Source organism: Peribacillus asahii, assembly GCF_003570725.1.
In the GTDB taxonomy this organism is placed as follows: Bacteria; Bacillota; Bacilli; order Bacillales; family DSM-1321; genus Peribacillus; species Peribacillus asahii.
Genome location: NZ_QWVS01000048.1, coordinates 28,632 through 48,326, shown reverse-complemented (window position 1 = coordinate 48,326; position 19,695 = coordinate 28,632). Strand labels below are relative to the sequence as shown.

At 36.5% G+C, this 19,695-nt stretch carries 18 protein-coding genes and 2 pseudogenes; 16 read left to right on the top strand and 4 right to left on the bottom strand.

What is annotated here, in order from left to right; translation table 11 throughout:
- Positions 1-151: 151 nt before the first annotated feature.
- From D1953_RS18325 to D1953_RS18305, 6 genes are all read left to right on the top strand, one after another.
- Entirely contained in the window at positions 152-829 is a 678-nt protein-coding gene (locus tag D1953_RS18325) for a hypothetical protein (protein ID WP_119118594.1), read from the top strand.
- A gap of 321 nt (positions 830-1,150) precedes the next feature.
- On the top strand, positions 1,151-1,582 hold the full coding sequence (locus tag D1953_RS18320; RefSeq protein WP_119118593.1) for a VOC family protein: 432 nt from the start codon (positions 1,151-1,153) through the stop codon (positions 1,580-1,582).
- Between the two features lie 113 nt (positions 1,583-1,695).
- Positions 1,696-2,094, top strand: a complete 399-nt coding sequence (locus D1953_RS18315; RefSeq protein ID WP_119118592.1) for a VOC family protein — start codon at positions 1,696-1,698, stop codon at positions 2,092-2,094.
- A 221-nt stretch (positions 2,095-2,315) separates the two neighbouring features.
- Complete coding sequence (locus D1953_RS18310) at positions 2,316-2,606, top strand: RNA polymerase alpha subunit C-terminal domain-containing protein (protein ID WP_119118591.1); 291 nt, start codon at positions 2,316-2,318, stop codon at positions 2,604-2,606.
- 220 nt (positions 2,607-2,826) lie between these two features.
- The gene (locus tag D1953_RS22020; protein WP_281271575.1) at positions 2,827-2,955 is read left to right on the top strand and encodes a hypothetical protein; all 129 of its coding nucleotides are present in this window, start codon (positions 2,827-2,829) and stop codon (positions 2,953-2,955) included.
- 225 nt (positions 2,956-3,180) lie between these two features.
- Positions 3,181-3,606 carry a hypothetical protein gene (locus D1953_RS18305; RefSeq protein ID WP_119118590.1) on the top strand — a complete coding sequence of 142 codons (426 nt, stop codon included), beginning with the start codon at positions 3,181-3,183 and terminating at the stop codon, positions 3,604-3,606.
- Positions 3,607-3,846: 240 nt separating this feature from the next.
- Here the strand turns inward: D1953_RS18305 and D1953_RS18300 are convergent, their stop codons facing one another.
- Together D1953_RS18300 and D1953_RS18295 are read right to left on the bottom strand one after the other, a co-directional pair.
- On the bottom strand, positions 3,847-4,407 hold the full coding sequence (locus D1953_RS18300) for a hypothetical protein (protein ID WP_119118589.1): 561 nt from the start codon (positions 4,405-4,407) through the stop codon (positions 3,847-3,849).
- 147 nt (positions 4,408-4,554) lie between these two features.
- Positions 4,555-4,761, bottom strand: a pseudogene (locus tag D1953_RS18295) (IS1595 family transposase); the annotation flags it as partial.
- Between the two features lie 56 nt (positions 4,762-4,817).
- Here D1953_RS18295 and D1953_RS18290 point away from each other — a divergent pair.
- From D1953_RS18290 to D1953_RS18275, 4 genes and pseudogenes are all read left to right on the top strand, one after another.
- Positions 4,818-5,130, top strand: a pseudogene (locus D1953_RS18290) (DUF3892 domain-containing protein).
- Between the two features lie 677 nt (positions 5,131-5,807).
- Positions 5,808-6,578: an SDR family oxidoreductase gene (locus tag D1953_RS18285; protein ID WP_119118588.1), complete on the top strand. Its 771-nt coding sequence runs from the start codon at positions 5,808-5,810 to the stop codon at positions 6,576-6,578.
- Between the two features lie 221 nt (positions 6,579-6,799).
- Positions 6,800-7,213 (top strand): acyl-CoA thioesterase, encoded by a 414-nt coding sequence (locus tag D1953_RS18280; RefSeq protein WP_119118587.1) that lies wholly within the window; start codon positions 6,800-6,802, stop codon positions 7,211-7,213.
- Positions 7,214-7,276: 63 nt separating this feature from the next.
- Entirely contained in the window at positions 7,277-8,950 is a 1,674-nt protein-coding gene (locus D1953_RS18275) for a thiamine pyrophosphate-binding protein (protein ID WP_119118586.1), read from the top strand.
- A gap of 207 nt (positions 8,951-9,157) precedes the next feature.
- Here D1953_RS18275 and D1953_RS18270 read toward each other — a convergent pair whose 3' ends face one another.
- Positions 9,158-9,721: a VanZ family protein gene (locus tag D1953_RS18270; RefSeq protein WP_245980252.1), complete on the bottom strand. Its 564-nt coding sequence runs from the start codon at positions 9,719-9,721 to the stop codon at positions 9,158-9,160.
- 444 nt (positions 9,722-10,165) lie between these two features.
- Between D1953_RS18270 and D1953_RS18265 the strand changes: the two genes are divergently transcribed.
- From D1953_RS18265 to D1953_RS18240, 5 genes are all read left to right on the top strand, one after another.
- The gene (locus D1953_RS18265) at positions 10,166-11,044 is read left to right on the top strand and encodes a radical SAM/SPASM domain-containing protein (protein WP_119118585.1); all 879 of its coding nucleotides are present in this window, start codon (positions 10,166-10,168) and stop codon (positions 11,042-11,044) included.
- Between the two features lie 292 nt (positions 11,045-11,336).
- Entirely contained in the window at positions 11,337-11,477 is a 141-nt protein-coding gene (locus tag D1953_RS18260) for a 2-keto-3-deoxygluconate permease (RefSeq protein ID WP_245980247.1), read from the top strand.
- Between the two features lie 270 nt (positions 11,478-11,747).
- The gene (locus tag D1953_RS18250; RefSeq protein WP_119118584.1) at positions 11,748-12,431 is read left to right on the top strand and encodes an RraA family protein; all 684 of its coding nucleotides are present in this window, start codon (positions 11,748-11,750) and stop codon (positions 12,429-12,431) included.
- A gap of 451 nt (positions 12,432-12,882) precedes the next feature.
- On the top strand, positions 12,883-13,866 hold the full coding sequence (locus tag D1953_RS18245; RefSeq protein ID WP_119118596.1) for a tRNA dihydrouridine synthase: 984 nt from the start codon (positions 12,883-12,885) through the stop codon (positions 13,864-13,866).
- A 499-nt stretch (positions 13,867-14,365) separates the two neighbouring features.
- Positions 14,366-15,622, top strand: a complete 1,257-nt coding sequence (locus D1953_RS18240) for a DUF445 domain-containing protein (RefSeq protein ID WP_182480674.1) — start codon at positions 14,366-14,368, stop codon at positions 15,620-15,622.
- 106 nt (positions 15,623-15,728) lie between these two features.
- Here D1953_RS18240 and bcaP read toward each other — a convergent pair whose 3' ends face one another.
- Entirely contained in the window at positions 15,729-17,120 is a 1,392-nt protein-coding gene (gene bcaP / locus D1953_RS18235; protein WP_119118582.1) for a branched-chain amino acid transporter BcaP, read from the bottom strand.
- A 615-nt stretch (positions 17,121-17,735) separates the two neighbouring features.
- On the opposite strand from bcaP, the gene D1953_RS18230 reads away from it, so the two are divergent.
- Positions 17,736-19,277, top strand: a complete 1,542-nt coding sequence (locus D1953_RS18230; RefSeq protein WP_119118581.1) for a carbon-nitrogen hydrolase family protein — start codon at positions 17,736-17,738, stop codon at positions 19,275-19,277.
- The last annotated feature ends 418 nt before the right edge of the window (positions 19,278-19,695 follow it).

Below are 19,695 nucleotides of genomic sequence, written 5' to 3'. Positions count from 1 at the left end.
AATAATACATTTATTTTCCCTCTACTCGATTTGTGCTAACGGGAGATTAGTTCAATAAGCTGATAATACTAATAAGCCAGCGAAAACAACGGTTTCACGTGGTAATATAATAAAAATAAACTATTCCAACCTTTTAAGAGAGGCGATTAAAATGAAGGTAGAAATAAGCTACTTCCCTCCCGGAAAAATAATAACTGTGCCGGGGGAAGAAGCCACTTATCCCTTTGAGATTAACGGTAAGTTCCAATATATTGTAGAGTTTTCTTGTTATATTGATGGTGATTATAAAGATACCCATGAAGAATTCTTTTGTAATTGGATGGAGAGCCCAGATTATTACCCTATTTATTCACTTGCGGAAATCTATGATTTTCAACAAGCAGAGTGCGAAGAGCTGTTTAAGATGCAGAATATAGAGTTTAATTATATGAAGGGGAGTCGTAAAGATACTTTCTTTGTAAAGGCAATTATCCGCAGCCCGAAGCAATTTAAAGAATACTATCCTTATTTACACGGGAATGGGAGTATGTTGAACTTATCATTATGGTCCTTAAAACAGGATGTGTTCAGATTAGAGGAAAGGGAATATGAGTCACCTTATCCTGTAAAAAAGACGAAAAATAACCGAACTAGACTTGTTAAACTAAAATGGATGGCCAATACCCCGATAGCAACTTTAACTGAAAATTCCACTATGTTTTGGGTGGGGTATGATGGCGATTATATTACGGCGTTCTCAAATGATGAACACTTTTCCACACTAGACTTTCTCCAAAAAATAATGCCAGAAAAGGTCGAGCTGGTAATTGATGATTATGAGTGGGAGTAGTGTTCTCCCATTCCATAACCTTATTGAACAGGTGCTTTAGTTGAATAAGTAGTTTTTTAAAGCTGATTTCAAACTTAGAGATTAGCTTTTTTGAGTTCTTTAAAACAAACGGTGTCATAACTCGGGTCAGGTTATGGAACAAAACAGGTGGAAAAATGATCAAACTTTCTTTTAAATCTACAAGTTTTCAATTATATTTTTATTGACGAACATACGTTCTGTGTTGTAAAGTATGTTTATGGTAATAATGGAAGGTGGTTACTGTCACTTAGGAATTACTTAAGTATTGTAAAAAAATTAGAACTAAGGAGCTGTTGAATGATGTCAATTAGTTTGAACCCTTATTTTGTTTTTAACGGTAATGCGAAAGATGTGGTCCATTTTTACGAGAAAGCGCTTGGCGGGAAAGTGATGGGTATCATGACGTTCGGAGATATGCCGGAGGACCCGAATTATCCGTTAACGGATGAAATGAAGGGGCGCATTATGCATGCACACTTGAAAGTCGGAGAAGCAGATCTTATGTTCAGCGATACGTACGAAGGCATGCCATATCAGCCAGGCAATATGATTCAGATGGCCATTCATCCTAAAGAAGAGGATAGAGCTAGAGAAATCTTCGCCGCTTTGGAAGACGGCGGACAAGTCATTATGCCCCTTCAGAAGACGGATTGGAGCCCCTTGTATGGGCAAGTAAAGGACAAGTTCGGCGTTACTTTCCAAGTGAACGTCCCAGGAGAGCAGCCGCAGTAATATGATTTGTACTTTTAGAAAAACACGGGATATAAGAGTGTAGGGCTGTGTCAAATATGATATAGCATTTTCGCAAAAAATAACCTTTTTTAGTTAGGAAAGGAGTCGATTATATGGAAAAAGTTACACCATTCTTAATGTTTCAAGATGGCAAGGCAGAAGAAGCGATGAATCATTATATATCAATCATTGACGATTCAGAAATTACAAGTATTGTTCGCTATGGAGCGAATGAAACTGGAGATGAAGGAACTGTAATGCAGGCTACTTTTTCCTTAAAAGGGCAAGAATTTATGTGCATTGACAGTAATGTGAAACATCAGTTTTCATTTACTCCTTCATTCTCAATTTTTGTTATTTGTGATACAGAAGAGGAGCTTGACAATCTTTATGAGAAACTCATCATGGATGGGCAAGCACTTATGCCTTTAGGTGACTATGGTTTCAGTAAGAAGTTTGGCTGGCTAAATGATCAGTTCGGTGTTTCATGGCAACTGAATCTTCCAAAATAAATTTATGCTTGTTCTGCAATTGGGCGCTTTCCTGTAATAATAAGGATCAGCGCTTTTTTTATTTTAGGGCTAGATTGTTTAGTAATGCTTAGTAAGGGAAATGGATATTGTGAATAAATGTATTTAAGCTAACTGGGAGGTTTGTTTAATAGGAATAGACGAATTTTTGCAGAAATAGAAGTATGTTATATTGGACTTAGAAATTAGTAGGAGGGGTAATATTGAAAGCAGAAAAGAGTTTAAGAGTTTGTGAAAAAGGGCATAAGTATTACAAAAGTAGTGACTGCCCAAGTTGCCCTACTTGTGATAAAGAGAATAAACCTGAAAGTGGCTTTCTATCGAAACTAAGCTCACCTGCCAAAAATGCCTTAGTTAATAAAGGGATTGCTACTTTACAAAAACTCTCAAAATACACCGAAAAAGAAATTCTAAAAATCCATGGTATTGGACCAGCCTCCTTACCAATTATGAGGACTTCATTAGAAGAAGAGGGTTTATCATTTAAAGAATAATATTGTGTTTTCTTATAAAATCTAACAAATATTGTGAAATAGTGTTCTTAACGGGTGCTTGAGTTTAAGCGTGAATTGCTGCGGCACCTCTTTCTCTTATTCGACTAACAAAGCAAATTTCAAAAAGAATGTCTGCCAATACGGCATACATTTTCTTCCTTGTCTGAGAACGACGGCTACTAGCATACTAATGATGTATCATAATCACGAGGGGGAAATCATGAGTAAAACAGAGGAATTAAAAAAGGAATTGCAGGTCTTGACCAGTCGGCGTGATCGGATGCAGCAGAACCTTTATGAAGTAGAAAAACGCATTAACGAAATTGTTAATGAATTGAAAAAGAAATAAAAGAATGAAAGCGCCCCGATGGTGTTTTTGACTTATTTATTTGTAAAAGTAAATTTTTTAACTGGGTTGCTACGGCAGCCTTTTTTTCTTGAACTAGCTGGATAGTTCAACAAGAAAAAATAATAAATACAGTTAGTTAGAGCAATATTATAAACAACATATCAGAGGGAAGTTGATTTAAATGGTTAATAAAAAGACGTTCGCTTTAGTAATGTTAATCGTTCCTTGGCTAACTGTTCCTTTTATGGGGAAAAAACATTTTTTAGGTTTTTACCTGTAGCAAGTTTTGTTAATTTATTCATAAGTGTGTTAAGTGTAATTGCTAATAAGAAAAAATGGTGGGTAAATAAAAATCCTTTATCTCTCGGTTTTGTGGATTTCACATATATATTAGGTCCTTTTTTTGTAACCACACTATGGGTATTTAAACTAACATACGGTAATTTCCAGAAGTATTTAATTACAAATATGGTGGTAGATGCCATTTGCGCTTATCCTTTTGCACAATTATGGGAAGAGGTAGGAATTTTTAAATTAAAAAAGTTGAATCACACTATATGGTATTTTATATGTGTGTCATTAGCAATTATTATTTATGGGTATCAGTATATAGTGGAAAAATCGATTAATAAAAATCTAGACGGGGTTTAAAGAAATATTCTAGGTTAAAATAACGGGTATTTTACTTCAATATGGAGTGAAGCCTTTTTCTTATTCAAATAACAGTCACGCAACAAGATGATAAAATATTGGTGGAACAAAATGAACATTGGCAACGAATGAAAAAATTAATATGCTGCATTTAAAGTTTAGGGTCTGTTAAATAAATATAAGCGAATATAAATTGAGGACCTCAAACAAGGTCCTTGATTTTGTTCTTATTTAAGCTAATCAAATGTCACTGTTTTCTAAATCAAGCGAGTAGTCTTCCGAGATATAGTGTGTAACTTTTCTTAGGGAGTTGTATTTGTCATTCTTACTAAATATAGTAAGTCCAACCTCGTGTACATCAATAAATGTATCGACCTTTTCAAAATCAATGTTTTTAAATTCAATAGGCTTATCCCAGCTTCTTGTTGGAACTAAATTCTCTTCAGAAAGTCCCTGTCCAAAGAAAATAAACACGCTCAATCCATTTAAAACTAAATCAACCGTACAATCACAAATTACTTTTAGTGTGTTAACCGAATCAATTTTGGTAATAAAACCGTCAGAAGCAAACTTATAGTAAGGAATATTCCTTTCCAAAATAATCTTTTCAATATGTTCAAAAATCACAGATTCCAGCACAAAGAATATAGGAAAGCTGAATATATTTTGAATCAATGTATAAAGAAAGTCCGTATCTATGTCTCTAATTCCGATATCCATTGATTTAAACATATCTTTCGGAAGGACAAAATCATCTTTTATACTATCGTCTGAGAATTGAACAAAATATTGTTTTTTCAATTTCTCACCTCCTACTTAGGTTATTTTTAACATTTCTCTAAAATTCACCCGTCCCCATAAGGCAAGTTATAACTTAAATGTCGATAATTTTAATTTATCATAAGTAGCATTGGTGGATAACAGACAACGATTAATCACCATTTTTCTTACCAAACAAACTTGTTCTTTACTGATGCCACGGAATTGAGAAGCACCACGTTTGCGAGTTTTACGCCCATTTAAATTTCGTTTCCCTTTTTCAGAGTATAGGAAATAGGTTGCATCCATTTCAACAATACCAGAAAATTGGCCAAAATCCATTTGTTTCAAAGCTGATAAAATTTTATGCCTGCAATAAAAAAGGGTGACATAATAGTACATAAACTAATAGTTTTCGACCATACTAATAAAATGTTTTGGAGGTGGATTTTATGGATAAAAAAGACTTTCAAAAAGTTTATAATGAATACTTAAAACAAGGAGAAGGCCATGCTCAATTGGAAGTAGACGAGGAAGTCGATTCAGGAGTAGAACAAATTGTTGCAGTTCGTAAAAATGATGAGGACGATATTATTGCTTTTAAAACAAGCAGTGGAAGAGAACTAGATTATATTACCGCTCTTGATGAAGCAAAATCAGGGAAGTTAGCTCATGTGGACGTATTTCATAAGTATGGCAGGGATATTATACGTAGTGAACGATGGTATTAAAGAAAATAACTTAGATAACTTACCTTCTTTTTAAACGGGTAAATCTTAAGAAGAGAATATTAGTTTGGATATTCTCTTCTTTACTTCACTAAATTTACTCAAATCTTCGTAAACTTGCTGTAAGAAAACCATCAGTTATTCCGATAGGGAGCTTTTCTTTAAGTTAAAAAGGCGTCGTTTTTTAATCAATCAGATTCTAGAGTAACACATTAAAATTGGAGTTATATTAAGGTGTAGAAGAGATTGTGAAGGATCTTACTTAAACTCGGAAGGCTTTAGTTTAATAAGATATACAGAAAACAAGAAAATGACGTGTACCATTCTACACGTCATTTTCTTGTTTTGATTTATAAACAGAATTCCTTCACTTTTAACCTAGTATTTTCTCTAATAGCTCGTTTTTAGGAGTGAAGCATCCGTAAGTTATTCATAAATGAATCAACGATACAATAATGAATAGCTATAAAAGGCGGAATAGATGAGAGATGATTCAATATTGAATTATTTAACGATTTATTCATATAAAATATAGCCGTTTATCCCACTAAAAACTTGGCACGTAAGTTGCATTAATAAAAGGAGAAGAAATAAGGAATGGCTACACAACACACAGGACCTCACTTTAATAGATGAAGAAGGTTCAGTCTCCAGTCGATGTTGTTAAAGGTTCGTTAAGGATTATCTCAAGTAAGACCTGATAGGAGGAGAACTATGACGAAATCGTTGTTTGATTTAAGTGGAAAAACAGCGCTTATTACAGGCGGGGGAAGTGGATTGGGAAGATTGATTGCAGAAGTATTTGCGGAATATGGTGCAAATGTAGCTGTCTGTTCTCGCAAATTACATAATTGTCAGGAAACCGCAGATGATTTGAAAAATACGTTCTCTATACAGGCAAAGGCATATGAATGCAATGTAGCCAGTGAAGTAGATGTGACCCACACAGTGGAAGCCGTTCTTTCTGATTTTGGCCAAATCGATATTCTCGTCAATAATAGCGGGGCTACTTGGGGAGAAAAAGCGGAGAATATGCCGCTTGAAGCGTGGCAAAAGGTCTTAAATGTGAATGTAACCGGTACATTTTTAATGTCAAAGGCCGTTGGAAAACATATGATCAGTCGCAGCAAAGGGAAGATTATTAATATCGGTTCTGTTGCAGGGTTGAAGGCAGAGCCTCCGGAAGTCCTAAATGCAATTGGATACAGTACAAGTAAAGCAGCGGTCCATCATTTTACGAAAGATTTAGCAAGAAAATGGGCGGGGTATGGAGTAAATGTCAATGCAATTGCACCGGGATTCTTTGAAACGAAAATGACAAAGCATGTACTTGAACAAAAAGAGGCTGCAATAATAAATAAAAATCCTATGAAAAAATTGGGAGACCCTGACTCACTAAAAGGGGCGGCACTTTTTTTAGCTGGCAATGGAAGTGATTATATTACAGGACAGGTTATTGCAATAGACGGTGGCGTTTCTTTGTAATAACAAGTGAAGCGCAGGTGACGAGCTTCTTGTATAAAGTAGAAGCTTCCTACTAAGTTAGAAATTTAGTAAAAGGTGATGAGAATTATACTTTAAGAGGATGAAAGACCCTATAGTATGAGCATAAAGGGGATATCGACAGGAAATATACAATTTGGCAAAGGAAAAAGCATAAATAATCAAGGATTATTAAGAATCAGTCAATAGAAAGGGGTTTGAATATGAATAACATTCCTGAAATCGATGTGTATGTTAGGTTTTGTGAGACAGACGCAGCAGGTCATGTCAATAACATTAGTTACTTTATATATATGGAAGAAGCACGAACAAAATTTTTTAAAGCGGTCGGCTACGACAAAGATAATAGGGGAGAAATGGATTTCGTTGTGGCTTCAGCACAGTGTGATTATTTGGCTCAGGCATATGCAAACCAAACACTAACTCTTTCCACGAGGGTTTCTAAAATCGGAACAAAAAGCTATACATTGGCACACGAAATTAAATCAGCAGATACAGGTGCAATGATTGCAGTTGGAAGTGCTGTTGTCGTTTGTTTTAACTTTCAAACACAACAGTCCGAGGTCATTCCGCCAGAACTGCGTTCGACTCTTGAACAGTATTTAGTTACAGTTTGAAAGTGGGATCGGTCTTAATAAAAAATGGCCATGGGTTCTATTAAAATATAAGGGTGTGACGTAATGCTAGGTAGAGATTTTTTTCTAAGGGCTTTGAAAGAATACGAGGTAGAGTACTTATTTGGAAATCCAGGGACAACAGAATTGCCATTAATCGATGGTTTGGTGAACTATCCAGATATTGAATTTATTGTTTCATTACATGAGGATGTCTGTGTTGGTATGGCGGCAGGTTATGCACAAGCAACGGGAAAACCAGGCGTTGTTAACCTGCATGCAGCTCCGGGTCTTGCTCATGGTATGGGGAACGTATACGATGCTTATCGAGCAGGGGTCCCTCTCATTGTCACTGCCGGGCAGCAGGACACTAGACTCGCTATACAAGAACCTGCACTCTGGGGTGAAATGGTTAGCATGGTCAAGGATTACACTAAATGGAGCTGGGAAGTGAAAAATGCTCAAGAATTACCGACAGTATTACATAGAGCATTCAAAATGGCCTTAACTGAACCGATGGGCCCCGTTTTCCTTTCTCTTCCTTCTGATGTACTTTGGCAAGAGGTAGATGCAGAACCCATTCCTCTAACCGTTGTTTCCTCTAATATAAGGGGAGACCTTGAAGCTGTGCAAAATGCTGCTATTTTGATTAGACAAGCTAAGAACCCTGTCTTTTTGGTTGGGGATCAATTAGCAAGCTGTGAAGGTTTGAACGAGATGGTTCAGCTTGCAGAGGTGATCGGAGCCCCGGTTTATGTTGAGCATCAATGCTCTCGATTAAACTTTCCTTATGGACATCCACAGTATACAGGGAGGTGCCTACCTAATGGTCCATATATCGAGAAGGTACTCAAAGATGCAGATGTAGTTGTTTTTGTTGGGGTAACAAGTCAGGCTCCATTGCTTTATTTTGACAGACCTATTGTTCAACCAGGAACCAAGGTGATTGCTATTAACAGCGGAGAGTGGGAACTGGGAAAAAATATGTATGTTGATACTGCTATTCTGGCAAATCCAAGAATCGCAGTTAAAGAGATTGCAGAACTAATCGACCTTCATGCTAGTAATGAGGACCGAGCCCGATTTGAGAGTTTAAAAGAAAAAACTTTGCTAATGAAAAAACAAAGTGATGAACAGCGTTTGAAAGAATTAGAAGGGACGAGAGGACAAGTTCCGTTATCCCCTGCTGAAGTCGTATATGAACTAAATAAAGCACTCCCTGAGAATGTTTTGGTAGTTGATGAATCCGTGACCTCCGGAAGGTTCACACATAGTTATTTGGAATTGAATCAACCTGGCAGTCTTATCGCGCTAAAGGGCGGCGGTCTTGGATACGGTATGCCGGCTTCTCTTGGTGCTCAGTTAGGACGTCCTGATCAAAGGGTAGTTAATGTGATTGGGGATGGCTCTTCACTTTACTATATCCAATCTTTATGGAATGCCGCCAAGCATAACCTACCAGTTGTTTTTGTGATTATGAATAATCAAAGCTACATGATTCTTAAAGGTGGAATTCTGAATATCGACGGAGACTCCGCCAAACAAAACGTTTTTCCTGGAATGGATTTAAATGAACCTGCAGTGGATTTTGTTAGTGTGGCAAAGGGATTTGGAATCGATTCGATAAGAATTGAAAAACCTGAAGAACTCCAACCAGCTTTTGAGAAAGCGTTTAATGAGAAAAAACCAATTTTGCTGGATGTTTTAATAGATTCAACGATAAGAGTTTTTCTTACGTAATTTGTTAGGAGTTTGAGGGGGGGGGGGCAAGTCCCTCACAGGTCATCATTTAAACAAGGCTCAAATCTTTTTGTATCAAAGGTTTGGGCTTGTTTGTTTTCTGATTATCCATTTTACTTCCTGTCATTCCATGACACTGTTATCCATTAATTAATTCCCTCATTATATTCATAATCTTTACTTCATGATAAACTGGAATGATCCTAATCAAAGTCCGAATGTATTTTGAAGATGTGGTGTGATTGTCATGTTAAATACCGACGCAATGAGGAACATCAGCAAAGATAACCCTACAATGGACAATCCCATAGAAACTAGATACTTTCTCAAAGTATTCATACGTTCGCTTATCTTATATGAACAGAAGCCAATTGTTGCACCCATTGTATTTACAATAATATCGTTTATATCAAAGATTCCTAAATAAGTTACCATTTGAACAATTTCCATACATAGAATAAAAAACACAAACAAGCTAATAAACTTAAAGTATGTTTTAAAATGATTTTTGGAAACCATCGGTACAAGTATTCCAAACGGAACAAATGCTAATAGGTTGCCAAGAGCAAAGATCCATAGTTTTATAATATCTATTGAAAAATGTTTAGGCAGCCACAAAGGAATCGAATCAGGTATGAACGAATACCGATATTCGCGGATTACTGCGAGTTGCGGACGGCCAAATCCGAAAAACATAAAGTATACCAATACGGATATATAAACGCCCAAGAATATAAATAGAAACATCTTTTTATTTTTTTCTAGTTGCATCAACTTAAAAACCACTTCCTTAGTGCACAAATTCAAATTTATCGAGATGCATTATGAAGATAAATGACTTACATTATATTTTGAAACAACTTATATGTAGATAATCATAAATGTTGATCTTCCGAAATCCGGGATTTTAAATGAAGCACGGAAAATCCTATACTTCATTTCACAATACTGTTTTAGAAGAAGTTGCTAAAGAATTAAGAAGATAGACTTAAAATCCAGTAGTACTAAATTACGGGGTTTTTCCTTTAAACTATAATGTTTAGGAGGAAAATATGCAAGTTTTACAGGAAAAGCAAATAAATACATATACATATATGAAATGGTAACGGTAGTTTCCTTGAATAAGCATGTTCCCATTTAGGAATAAATATGCTGTAATAGTGATAGAATAATAGTTCATCCTGTTCTAAGAGTCGAAGAAGTGAGGAATTGATAGTGAAAAAATTTAAAAAGTTTTATTTAGAGATTACAAGTGTGTGTAATCTTGCATGCAGCTTTTGTCCGCCAACAGAACGACAGAAGCAGTTCATTTCTGTGGAGGATTTTTCTAAGAGATTAGACCAAATTAAACCGCACACAGACTATATTTATTTACATGTAAAAGGGGAGCCGCTGCTCCATCCTAAAATAGACCAATTGTTAGACTTAAGTCATGAAAAAGGGTTTAAAGTCAATATTACAACCAATGGAACATTAATTAATAAAAAGAGGGAAAAATTATTAAATAAGCCTGCACTAAGACAAATGAATTTCTCACTCCATAGCTTTGATGGCCATATTGGTTCTAAAGATAAGGAAGGGTATGTGAGAAGCATCCTTTCTTTTATTAAAGAAGCAACGAGCCAATCAGAAATGATTGTTTCCCTGAGATTATGGAACCTTACACAAGACAATGCGACGAATATAGAAAGACAACGAAACAGAGAATTACTAGAAATTATTGAGAAAGAATTTGATTTAGACTACAAAATTGAAGAGAAGGTCGTACCAGGAAGCGGCGTGAAAATTGCGGAACGCATCTTCATTAATCAAGATTACGAGTTCCAGTGGCCTGCGTTACATGAAGAAGAGGATGATGGGAAGGGCTTCTGTTATGGCCTGCGAAATCAAGCAGGGATTTTAGCAAATGGAACGGTTATCCCTTGTTGTCTGGATGGTGAGGGAGTTATTAACCTTGGAAATATTAATGATCATTCATTTTCTGATATTATCGAGATGGACAGAGCCAAAAATCTTGTAGATGGTTTTTCACGAAGAGTGGCAGTGGAGGAACTATGCAGAAAATGTGGATATCGTAAAAGGTTTGGAAAATAGAGAGGTAAATAGCTTGGATTGAGTAAGTAAGATAGAGTCATTCCAACTCATTACCTCATTTAGATATAACGCGGTGAACCTTATCACAAGTGATGGTAAACAAGAAAATAGAATTTAAATAAGTATATTTATGAAGACAAGTTCAAAAAAGCTTGTCTTTTTTTATAAACAATGAAAAAAACTGTACTATTTTTCTGCCCAAACACTTTTTTTAGTTGCATTAGGTGCATAGAGACTTGCCCCCATTCTTTTTGAAGCACTTGTAGGAGCATTAATTCCAATAATAATAGCAATGATTTTAGGGAATATTGATTCTGATATGAGAAAGTTCCTTGGAAGCAGTAAATTATTATTAATTCCATTCTTCTCATTCCCATTAGGTGCAGGAATGAATCTTTCCACTAGTTGGTTTAGCAACAGGGTCAACAGCTAGAGATGCTGTATCTACACCAGCTGTTGTTACCGCAGCATAATAAAAAGTAACTTGGTTGGATGTCTAACCCATTACGGTTCCGGTCCTGCTCTTATATTCTTTAGTTCAAGCTATGTTTCGCAAGACAACTGGTAGTTAATCGGATTTGGCGTCTCAGTCATTCATATTATTATTTGGAGTGTTGATGGAGGACTCTTGTGGAAAGTACTTGGTTTATGGTAAAAAATAAACTAAAATAAATTTTTATATTGGTTCAAAAAGGAGATTTTTATGTCAAATATAGGTTTTCGTGTTTTTGAAGACATTGAAAGACCATCAACGGAGTTAATTCAAGGTTTTGCAGGTATGCAAGCTGCCACCGTTGGGGATTGTATGAATAAAATGGCTGCAATTGACTCATCTATTCAAAGAGTCAATAAACAAAATTTACTTGGACCAGCCTATACTGTTAAAGTGCCAAGTGGGGATAATCTATTAATCTTTCTTGCTATTGAAAAAGCACAGCCGGGCGATATCCTTGTCATTGATGGAGAAGGATGTATGGACCGAGCACTAGTAGGAGAAGTTCTGTCGAAATGGGCACAATCAAAAAAATTAGGTGGTTTCCTAATTGATGGTTGTATTAGGGATTACGAAATATTAAGTCAAATGAAATTACCTATTTTTGCGAAAGGACGAACACCGAATGGTCCTTATAGAAATGGTCCAGGAGAGATAAATGTTCCTGTTAGTATTGGGGGAAAGGTTGTTTGTCCTGGAGATATCATCTTAGGAGATGGTGATGGCGTTATCGTTATAAAGCCTGAAGAGGCAAAAGAATTACAACAAAAAGTGTTGGAACTCCAGAATAGAGAAGAAGCTATCTTAGAAAAAATAGAAAAAGGAAAAGGGCTAGATTTAAATTGGGTTTATGAAAAATTAAATCAAGAGCATTGTGAATTCATTAAAAAGTAATTCATAAAGAGATTGCGGGTTATTGCTATCTGACACATTTCGGAGAGATCATCCACAAATGGACAGGACAATAGTATTTAGCACGCTAATTAATACAGTGATAAAACGATAATATTAAACAGTCCGACCCCGATTTCGTTAAAGTACACTTTTGCGATTTCGAGGTCTTTTTCCTGCTGAACCCTTGTCAATCCAGTGTTCTTTCAATTTTCTTTTTTAGCAAGGCTTTATTTTAACTCCAACAGTGGAATGCTGGTTGATGAGATGGATTTTAGCGGAAGAGTATTTTAGTTGTACAGAGATTAAAAAGTTAAAATAAACATTTACGATTCGTTTGATAAAAAGTGCTTAAGCATGGTATAAGTGTAAAGGAAGCAGAGACATTTTGCTTTTTAATTTTGGGACAAGGGGTTAGCCTGGTATCCCATTATGAGAGGATTTGAGTTTGAATATGGTAGATAATTTTTGGCGTGATTTACCACGACCTTTTTTTATACTGGCACCAATGGAAGACGTTACGGATGTTGTTTTTCGTCATGTAGTGAGTGAAGCAGCTAGACCAGATGTGTTTTTTACAGAGTTTACAAACTCGGAAAGCTATTGTCACCCAGAGGGGATCCGTAGTGTGCGTGGGCGTTTGACTTTTACAGAGGATGAACAACCAATTGTAGCCCATATATGGGGCGATAAGCCTGAAAATTTTCGACAAATGAGTATTGGTATGGCGGAACTTGGATTTAAGGGAATAGATATCAATATGGGCTGTCCTGTACCTAATGTGACACAGCATGGGAAGGGAAGCGGTCTTATCCGTCGTCCGGAAGTTGCAGCGGATTTAATACAAGCAGCAAAAGCGGGAGGATTGCCCGTAAGTGTAAAGACAAGGCTTGGTTACACGGAGGTAGACGAATGGCGCGACTGGCTGACACACATATTGAAACAAGACATTGTTAATCTTTCCATTCATCTGCGTACAAGAAAGGAAATGAGCAAAGTAGATGCTCATTGGGAACTAATCCCGGAGATTAAGAAACTTCGTGATGAGGTGGCACCAGATACACTTTTGACAATCAATGGGGATATCCCTGACCGTCAGACTGGCTTAAAGCTTGCTCAACAATACGATATTGATGGGGTTATGATTGGACGTGGTATTTTCAATAATCCATTTGCCTTTGAAAAAGAGCCAAAAGATCATAGTAGTAAGGAATTACTTGATCTCTTAAGGTTGCATCTGGATCTCCATGATAAATATTCAGAATTAGAGCTGCGTTCGTTCAAGGCTCTGCATCGCTTTTTTAAGATTTATGTCAAAGGATTCCGAGGGGCGAGTGAATTAAGAAATCAATTAATGAACACAGCGTCAACAGATGAAGTGCATGCATTGCTCGATAACTTTGAGTCAAAGAATCTTACTGGAATGGGAGAAAAGTAGAAGTGTCCCAATTCAAGAAGAAAGAGAAGTAAGACGTTCAACTGGTGTGTCTCCAAAAAGTTAGAGTTTATACGTAATTGGCTGGTGTGAAGGCGGTATTGAACCGGACTCATGCTCGCCAATTTTTGCTTTATGCGTTTGTTAGTATAGTAATCTATATTAGGTTATGAATTTACAAATTAAAAGTACGCAAATGGGAAAAATCATTATTTCTCCATTTTCTTGTTTTGATTTATAAACAGAATTCCTTCACTTTTAACCTAGCATTTTTCAAATTTGTTCACTGTTTCTATTGGTATGACTGAGACGTTCGCTGACAATTTTGAGATTTGATGTCTTGTTTCATTAATAGCGTTGCATTGGTATGTCGTAAGCCAGGAATAGATCTTTTCTTTACTTTTGATTAATGGAATTAGGTTTTTATAGAGAACTGTGATGAAATTTGCTACTACTTTGGTTATATTAAATGTTGTATATCATTAAAGGATGAGGGAATATAATGTCAACTAAAACAAAATCGTCAAAGAAACTTGCCAGATATTCACTAATTATTATGGGGGTAGGTTATATTGTAACCCCACCATTTGAAGGTTTATGGTGGGGGAGTTTATTACACGGAGGTTTTGAAGCTGGGCTTGTTGGTGGATTAGCCGATTGGTTTGCAGTTACTGCACTATTTCGCCATCCGCTTGGATTACCAATCCCCCATACAGCTTTACTGCCTAATAATCGTAAGAGAATGTCAAATGCACTTGTTTCAGTAGTAAAAAATGAATGGCTTTCTAAGGAAAGCATCCAAGAAAAAGTAAAACACATTCCTTTTACAGAAAAGCTAATCGCCATCATAGCTGAACAGATGCAAACAGATTCTTTTAGAAACGGTCTTATTCAATTGATTAAGAAACTGATTCGTTACATAGACGTTGAAAAGCTTACACCTTTCATTAAAAAACAAATAACCTCAACGCTCGCTAACGTTGAAATGAGAAAATTTCTTCAAGTCATAAGCTCACAGCTAATTAATGAACAGGTTGATAAGAAAGCTCTGGATCATATTTTGAAAAAAGCTGAGGATTGGTTAAGAAAAGAACAGACTAGTCACCGGTTAGGATCTGTTTCTATGAATATCATCAACAAGATTGAGGCAGATGGAATGCTGCAGTTTGTTCTTAAGTCTATTCAAAGTTTACTGAATGAGGAAAAACTCGGCAATATTGTGCAAAACCTATTACTAAGTGTGGTCAATAGTTTGAAACACGAGGGTGAAGCGAATCGAGAAGCTTTACTCTTATATATTCGGAAAGAGTTACAAGGTATAAGTGATAACCGCGAACTAGTAGAAAGCGTTGAGAAATGGAAAAATCAACTGCTGGCGAAATGGGAGCCTGATCAAGCAATAACGAAAAGTCTGCAACGAATTCAAGAAAAGGCATTGGTTTTCGTAGAAGATAAAGATTTTATGGATAGTTATCTTATTCCGTTGATGAACCGCATACTAGACAGTATCCAAGAGAATAACATCAACATTGATCATTGGATACAAAAGCAAATAGCCGTGCTGGTTGAAAATAATCATTCACAAATTGGCAATCTTGTACAAGAGAATTTAGACAAGTTAGACAATGAAACACTTGTTGAAATGATAGAAAATAATATAGGAAAAGATCTACAATGGATTCGTGTTAACGGAGCAGTTTGTGGGTTTGTAATAGGGATCTTCCTAACAGGTGTACAAGCTCTGTTTAGGATCCTTTAGTACGAATCAAGTTTACGGATTGGTTTCTCCAAATTTATTCTTATCTAAAAAGAAAAGTGAGCTTACATGTCTCTTCATGACAACGCAAGCTCACTTTTTATATTTCTTATTCTTTATTCATTAAGCTATGTTTTTTACCATAAACAAAATAGATGAGTAATCCAAAGACAAACCAAATACCGCATGCAATCCATGTATAGGCAGAGAGCTGAGTAATTAAAAATAAACATAATAGGAACGATACAATCGGTAAGAGTGGAAAGAGTGGTACTTTAAAACCGCCCGATGGTATGCTCTTGTTTTTTCTTAAGTAAATCACTCCGAGTGAAACGATTGTAAATGCAAGTAATGTTCCCATATTGACTAATTCCGCTAGTTTAGACAACGGTACGAAGCCGGCACAAAAAGCTACAAGTGTTGCAAATATCCACGTATTTTTAACGGGTGTTTTATACTTTTTACTAAGCTCACACATAATTTTCGGCAGCAAACCATCACGGCCAAACGCATAAAGAAGTCTTGTCCCACCATAGCACATAACAAGTATAACGGTCATCATCCCAACAACAGCACCAAGTGAAATAATACCAGCGATCCAATCTTGGTGAACCAGCTGCATAACGAAGCTAACGGGGTCACTTACATTTAGTTGTGTATATGAAACCATCCCAGTCAAAACAAGTGAAACAGTTACGTAAAGAATTGTACAAATAAATAACGATCCGATAATTCCAATTGGCATATTACGCTGTGGACTCTTTACCTCTTCAGCCGCTGATGAAACAGCGTCGAACCCAAGATAGGCAAAGAAAACTAGGGCTGCCCCATTCATAACACCAGTCATTCCGAATGGCATAAATGGTTGCCAATTAGCAGGCTCAACATAAAAAACACCTACTCCAATAAATAAAAGAATAACGAAGACCTTAATAAATACCATGATTGCATTAAATCTCGTAGATTCTTTTATTCCTAATGTTAATAAAAAAGCAGTGGCAAATATAATAGCTATAGCCGGTACATTTATATATGTTCCATCTGCTGGATTAAAAGAGCCAGAGATGGCCTTTGGAATGGTAATATTAAATCCTTCTAACAAAGCACTTAAATAAGCAGACCAACCAGTTGCAACCGCCGCAACGGCTAAGCCATATTCTAACAGCAAAGCCCACCCAACTAACCAAGCAATCAATTCTCCAAACACAATGTATCCATACGTATATGCACTACCTGTTACTGGTACGGCTGAAGAAAATTCTGAATAACACATACCTGCCAATGCACAGACAATAGCAGCAATAATAAATGAAAAAATTATCGCTGGTCCAGCATGCTCCGCAGCGACTGTCCCAGGAAGAATGAATATACCTGTTCCGACAATGGCGCCTACCCCAAGCAGCACTAAATCAAATGCTCCTAAAGTTTGCTTTAGCTGGATATTTCCATTTTTCTTCAGCAATTCGCCAATATTTTTTCTCCTAAATAATACATTTTTCACAATCAACCCTCATTCTTTCTTTTCACAAATATGTGAAAATTTTATACGTTTATGTTTGAAACGTCAAATGTTTTTGTCGAATTAATGATTATTTTGTCGAATAATGACTTTTTAAATTGAAATGAGAATTAAAAAAATAGGTGATATGAATTGGTACATAGTTATCCTAAACAGAGTTATTCTAAGGAATACCTTTTTTGCCCATTTATTATTTTCTTGAAAAGTATTTATATATTGAAATTCAGCAATGCTATGGAATGGCTTAACCTGCAGTCTTTCGTTTAACGTGACAAAGAATTAAAGCAGGTGTACGCTTAATAATGCATCCATTCCTTATAATGCGAATGACATAAGGAGTGGAATAAGCATCATCCTACTACTTTTGTTAAAAAGACGATGTCACAAAATGGGAGGTATTAGTAGATGGGGTTTATATAAAGGGTCATTTATTCGCAAGGCTCAGGGGAAAATGGAAATTTTGACTAGGGTCAATTTTTAATATGTATCATTAATTATGTAATTAAGGGAATCATAAATGAAAATGGTATTTAAATAGAAGAAGGATATTTTTAAGGAAACTACATAGCTTTACAACTAGAGCAAGGGTGTGAGAACGTGTCAGAAACAGATTTGTCAAAATACGAGAAGAAAATAATCATTCGCAACATACGAATCGAAGACATTGATGAAATTATAAAGTTAGGGAAAGTTTGCTTCCCTAACATGGATCCATGGAAGAGGGAGCAATTGGTAAGTCACATTCGAATTTTCCCCGAGGGTCAATTTTGCGTCGAATATGAGGATAAGATTGTAGGTTCCTGTTCAAGTCTAATCGTCAATTTTGAAGAATATGATGACCAGCACACATGGGACGTTATCACAGACAACGGTTATATTACGAATCACGACCCTGATGGGAACAATTTATACGGAATTGAAGTAATGGTCGATCCAGAATACCGGCGTATGAAACTAGGAGCCCGTCTTTACGAGGCGCGCAAGGAACTCGCTGTTCGATTAAATCTTCAAAGTATCATTATCGGGGGACGAATTCCAAATTACCACAAATACAAGAATGACATGACGGCTCGTGAATATGTTGCAGCAGTTGAAAAGCACAGTATTTATGATCCAGTTTTGTCCTTTCAGCTTCTGCAGGGGTTTACGATTAAACGTATCAACACAAGCTATCTGCCAGATGACAAAGCATCTGCTTCTATGGCTACCTTGATGGAATGGAACAACGTCGATTATCGTCCCAAGAATAAGCGAATTTATCGCACATCGTTCCCGGTTAGAATCTGTGCGGTTCAGTACATGATGAAAAAAATTGAGTCGTTTCAGGATTTTAATCGTCAAATTGAGTATTATGTCGACGTCGCGGCTGATTTCGGATCGGATTTTGTTGTATTTCCAGAAATATTCACAACCCAATTATTATCATTTCTCGAAGAAAAACGACCAGATCAGGCAGTTCGACGACTGGCAACCTATACAAATGAATATATCGATTTGTTTACGGCACTCGCAGTACGATATAACATAAACATTGTTGGTGGGTCACATTTTGTTGAAGAGAATGGGGATGTCTACAATGTCGGTTTCCTATTCCGTCGCGATGGCACGATAGAAAAACAGTCTAAACTTCACATAACACCAAATGAGAAAAAGTGGTGGGGTATTTCAGAAGGAAACGACATTCATGTGTTTGACACGGATTGCGGAAAGATTGCTATCCAAGTTTCTTACGACATCGAGTTCCCAGAGCTCGCAAGGATTGCTGTTGATAAGGGTGCGAATATTATTTTTGTCCCTTTTTGTACAGAGGATCGTCAGGGGTATCTCCGTGTTCGCTACTGTGCTCAGGCACGTGCGATTGAGAACCAAGTATATACTTGTATTGCTGGAACCGTGGGCAACTTAACACATGTTGAGAATGTGGATATTCAGTACGCCCAATCTGGAATTTTTTCACCTTCCGATTTTGAGTTTGCAAGGGATGGAATTGTAGGAGAATGTGATGCTAACATTGATACCGTCGTTGTTGGTGACGTTGACCTTGAAAAGCTGAGACGTTCTCGAAATTCTGGTTCGCTGCGCCAATTACGCGATCGACGACGTGATTTGTATCGAATTGAATGGAATAGAATAGATTAAGTTGTTTGTGACTTTGGGTGTCAAGCACCAGGATATGGTGATTGGCACCCTTTTTGATTTCTTTCTGTCAGTAAATAGGTAAGGAAATGATTCGAGGAATGGATCATTTACCTAAAAATGAATGTTTTAGTTGTATTGTTAATGTTCTAGAAGTGATGGTCATACATATTGCGAAAAAAGCACGCTTTGCCTAGGACTTTCAAGGACGAGTGAAGAACGGTACAGTGAAATAGGAGCAACCAAATAGCATTTCTCCTTATTTTGAATTATCGACAGCTTCGACTGTTTAATCATGAAGCTTGTTACATGTTAATTGAGACAGGGGGTAAACGAGCATTTTGAAAAGATGATTCGGGGAACTTCGTCAATGTTGCAATGGGTGACTGGCTATATACTAAAAAGGTTCTACTATTCCTAC

Coding starts and splice junctions, on each gene's coding strand:
- D1953_RS18325 (WP_119118594.1), top strand. CDS start 152: ATGAAGGTAGAAATAAGCTACTTCCCTCCCGGAAAAATAATAACTGTG.
- D1953_RS18245 (WP_119118596.1), top strand. CDS start 12,883: ATGGTAGATAATTTTTGGCGTGATTTACCACGACCTTTTTTTATACTG.
- D1953_RS18260 (WP_245980247.1), top strand. CDS start 11,337: ATGATTTTAGGGAATATTGATTCTGATATGAGAAAGTTCCTTGGAAGC.
- D1953_RS18275 (WP_119118586.1), top strand. CDS start 7,277: ATGCTAGGTAGAGATTTTTTTCTAAGGGCTTTGAAAGAATACGAGGTA.
- D1953_RS22020 (WP_281271575.1), top strand. CDS start 2,827: ATGAGTAAAACAGAGGAATTAAAAAAGGAATTGCAGGTCTTGACCAGT.
- D1953_RS18320 (WP_119118593.1), top strand. CDS start 1,151: ATGTCAATTAGTTTGAACCCTTATTTTGTTTTTAACGGTAATGCGAAA.
- D1953_RS18240 (WP_182480674.1), top strand. CDS start 14,366: ATGTCAACTAAAACAAAATCGTCAAAGAAACTTGCCAGATATTCACTA.
- D1953_RS18270 (WP_245980252.1), bottom strand. CDS start 9,721: ATGCAACTAGAAAAAAATAAAAAGATGTTTCTATTTATATTCTTGGGC.
- D1953_RS18315 (WP_119118592.1), top strand. CDS start 1,696: ATGGAAAAAGTTACACCATTCTTAATGTTTCAAGATGGCAAGGCAGAA.
- D1953_RS18285 (WP_119118588.1), top strand. CDS start 5,808: ATGACGAAATCGTTGTTTGATTTAAGTGGAAAAACAGCGCTTATTACA.
- D1953_RS18280 (WP_119118587.1), top strand. CDS start 6,800: ATGAATAACATTCCTGAAATCGATGTGTATGTTAGGTTTTGTGAGACA.
- D1953_RS18250 (WP_119118584.1), top strand. CDS start 11,748: ATGTCAAATATAGGTTTTCGTGTTTTTGAAGACATTGAAAGACCATCA.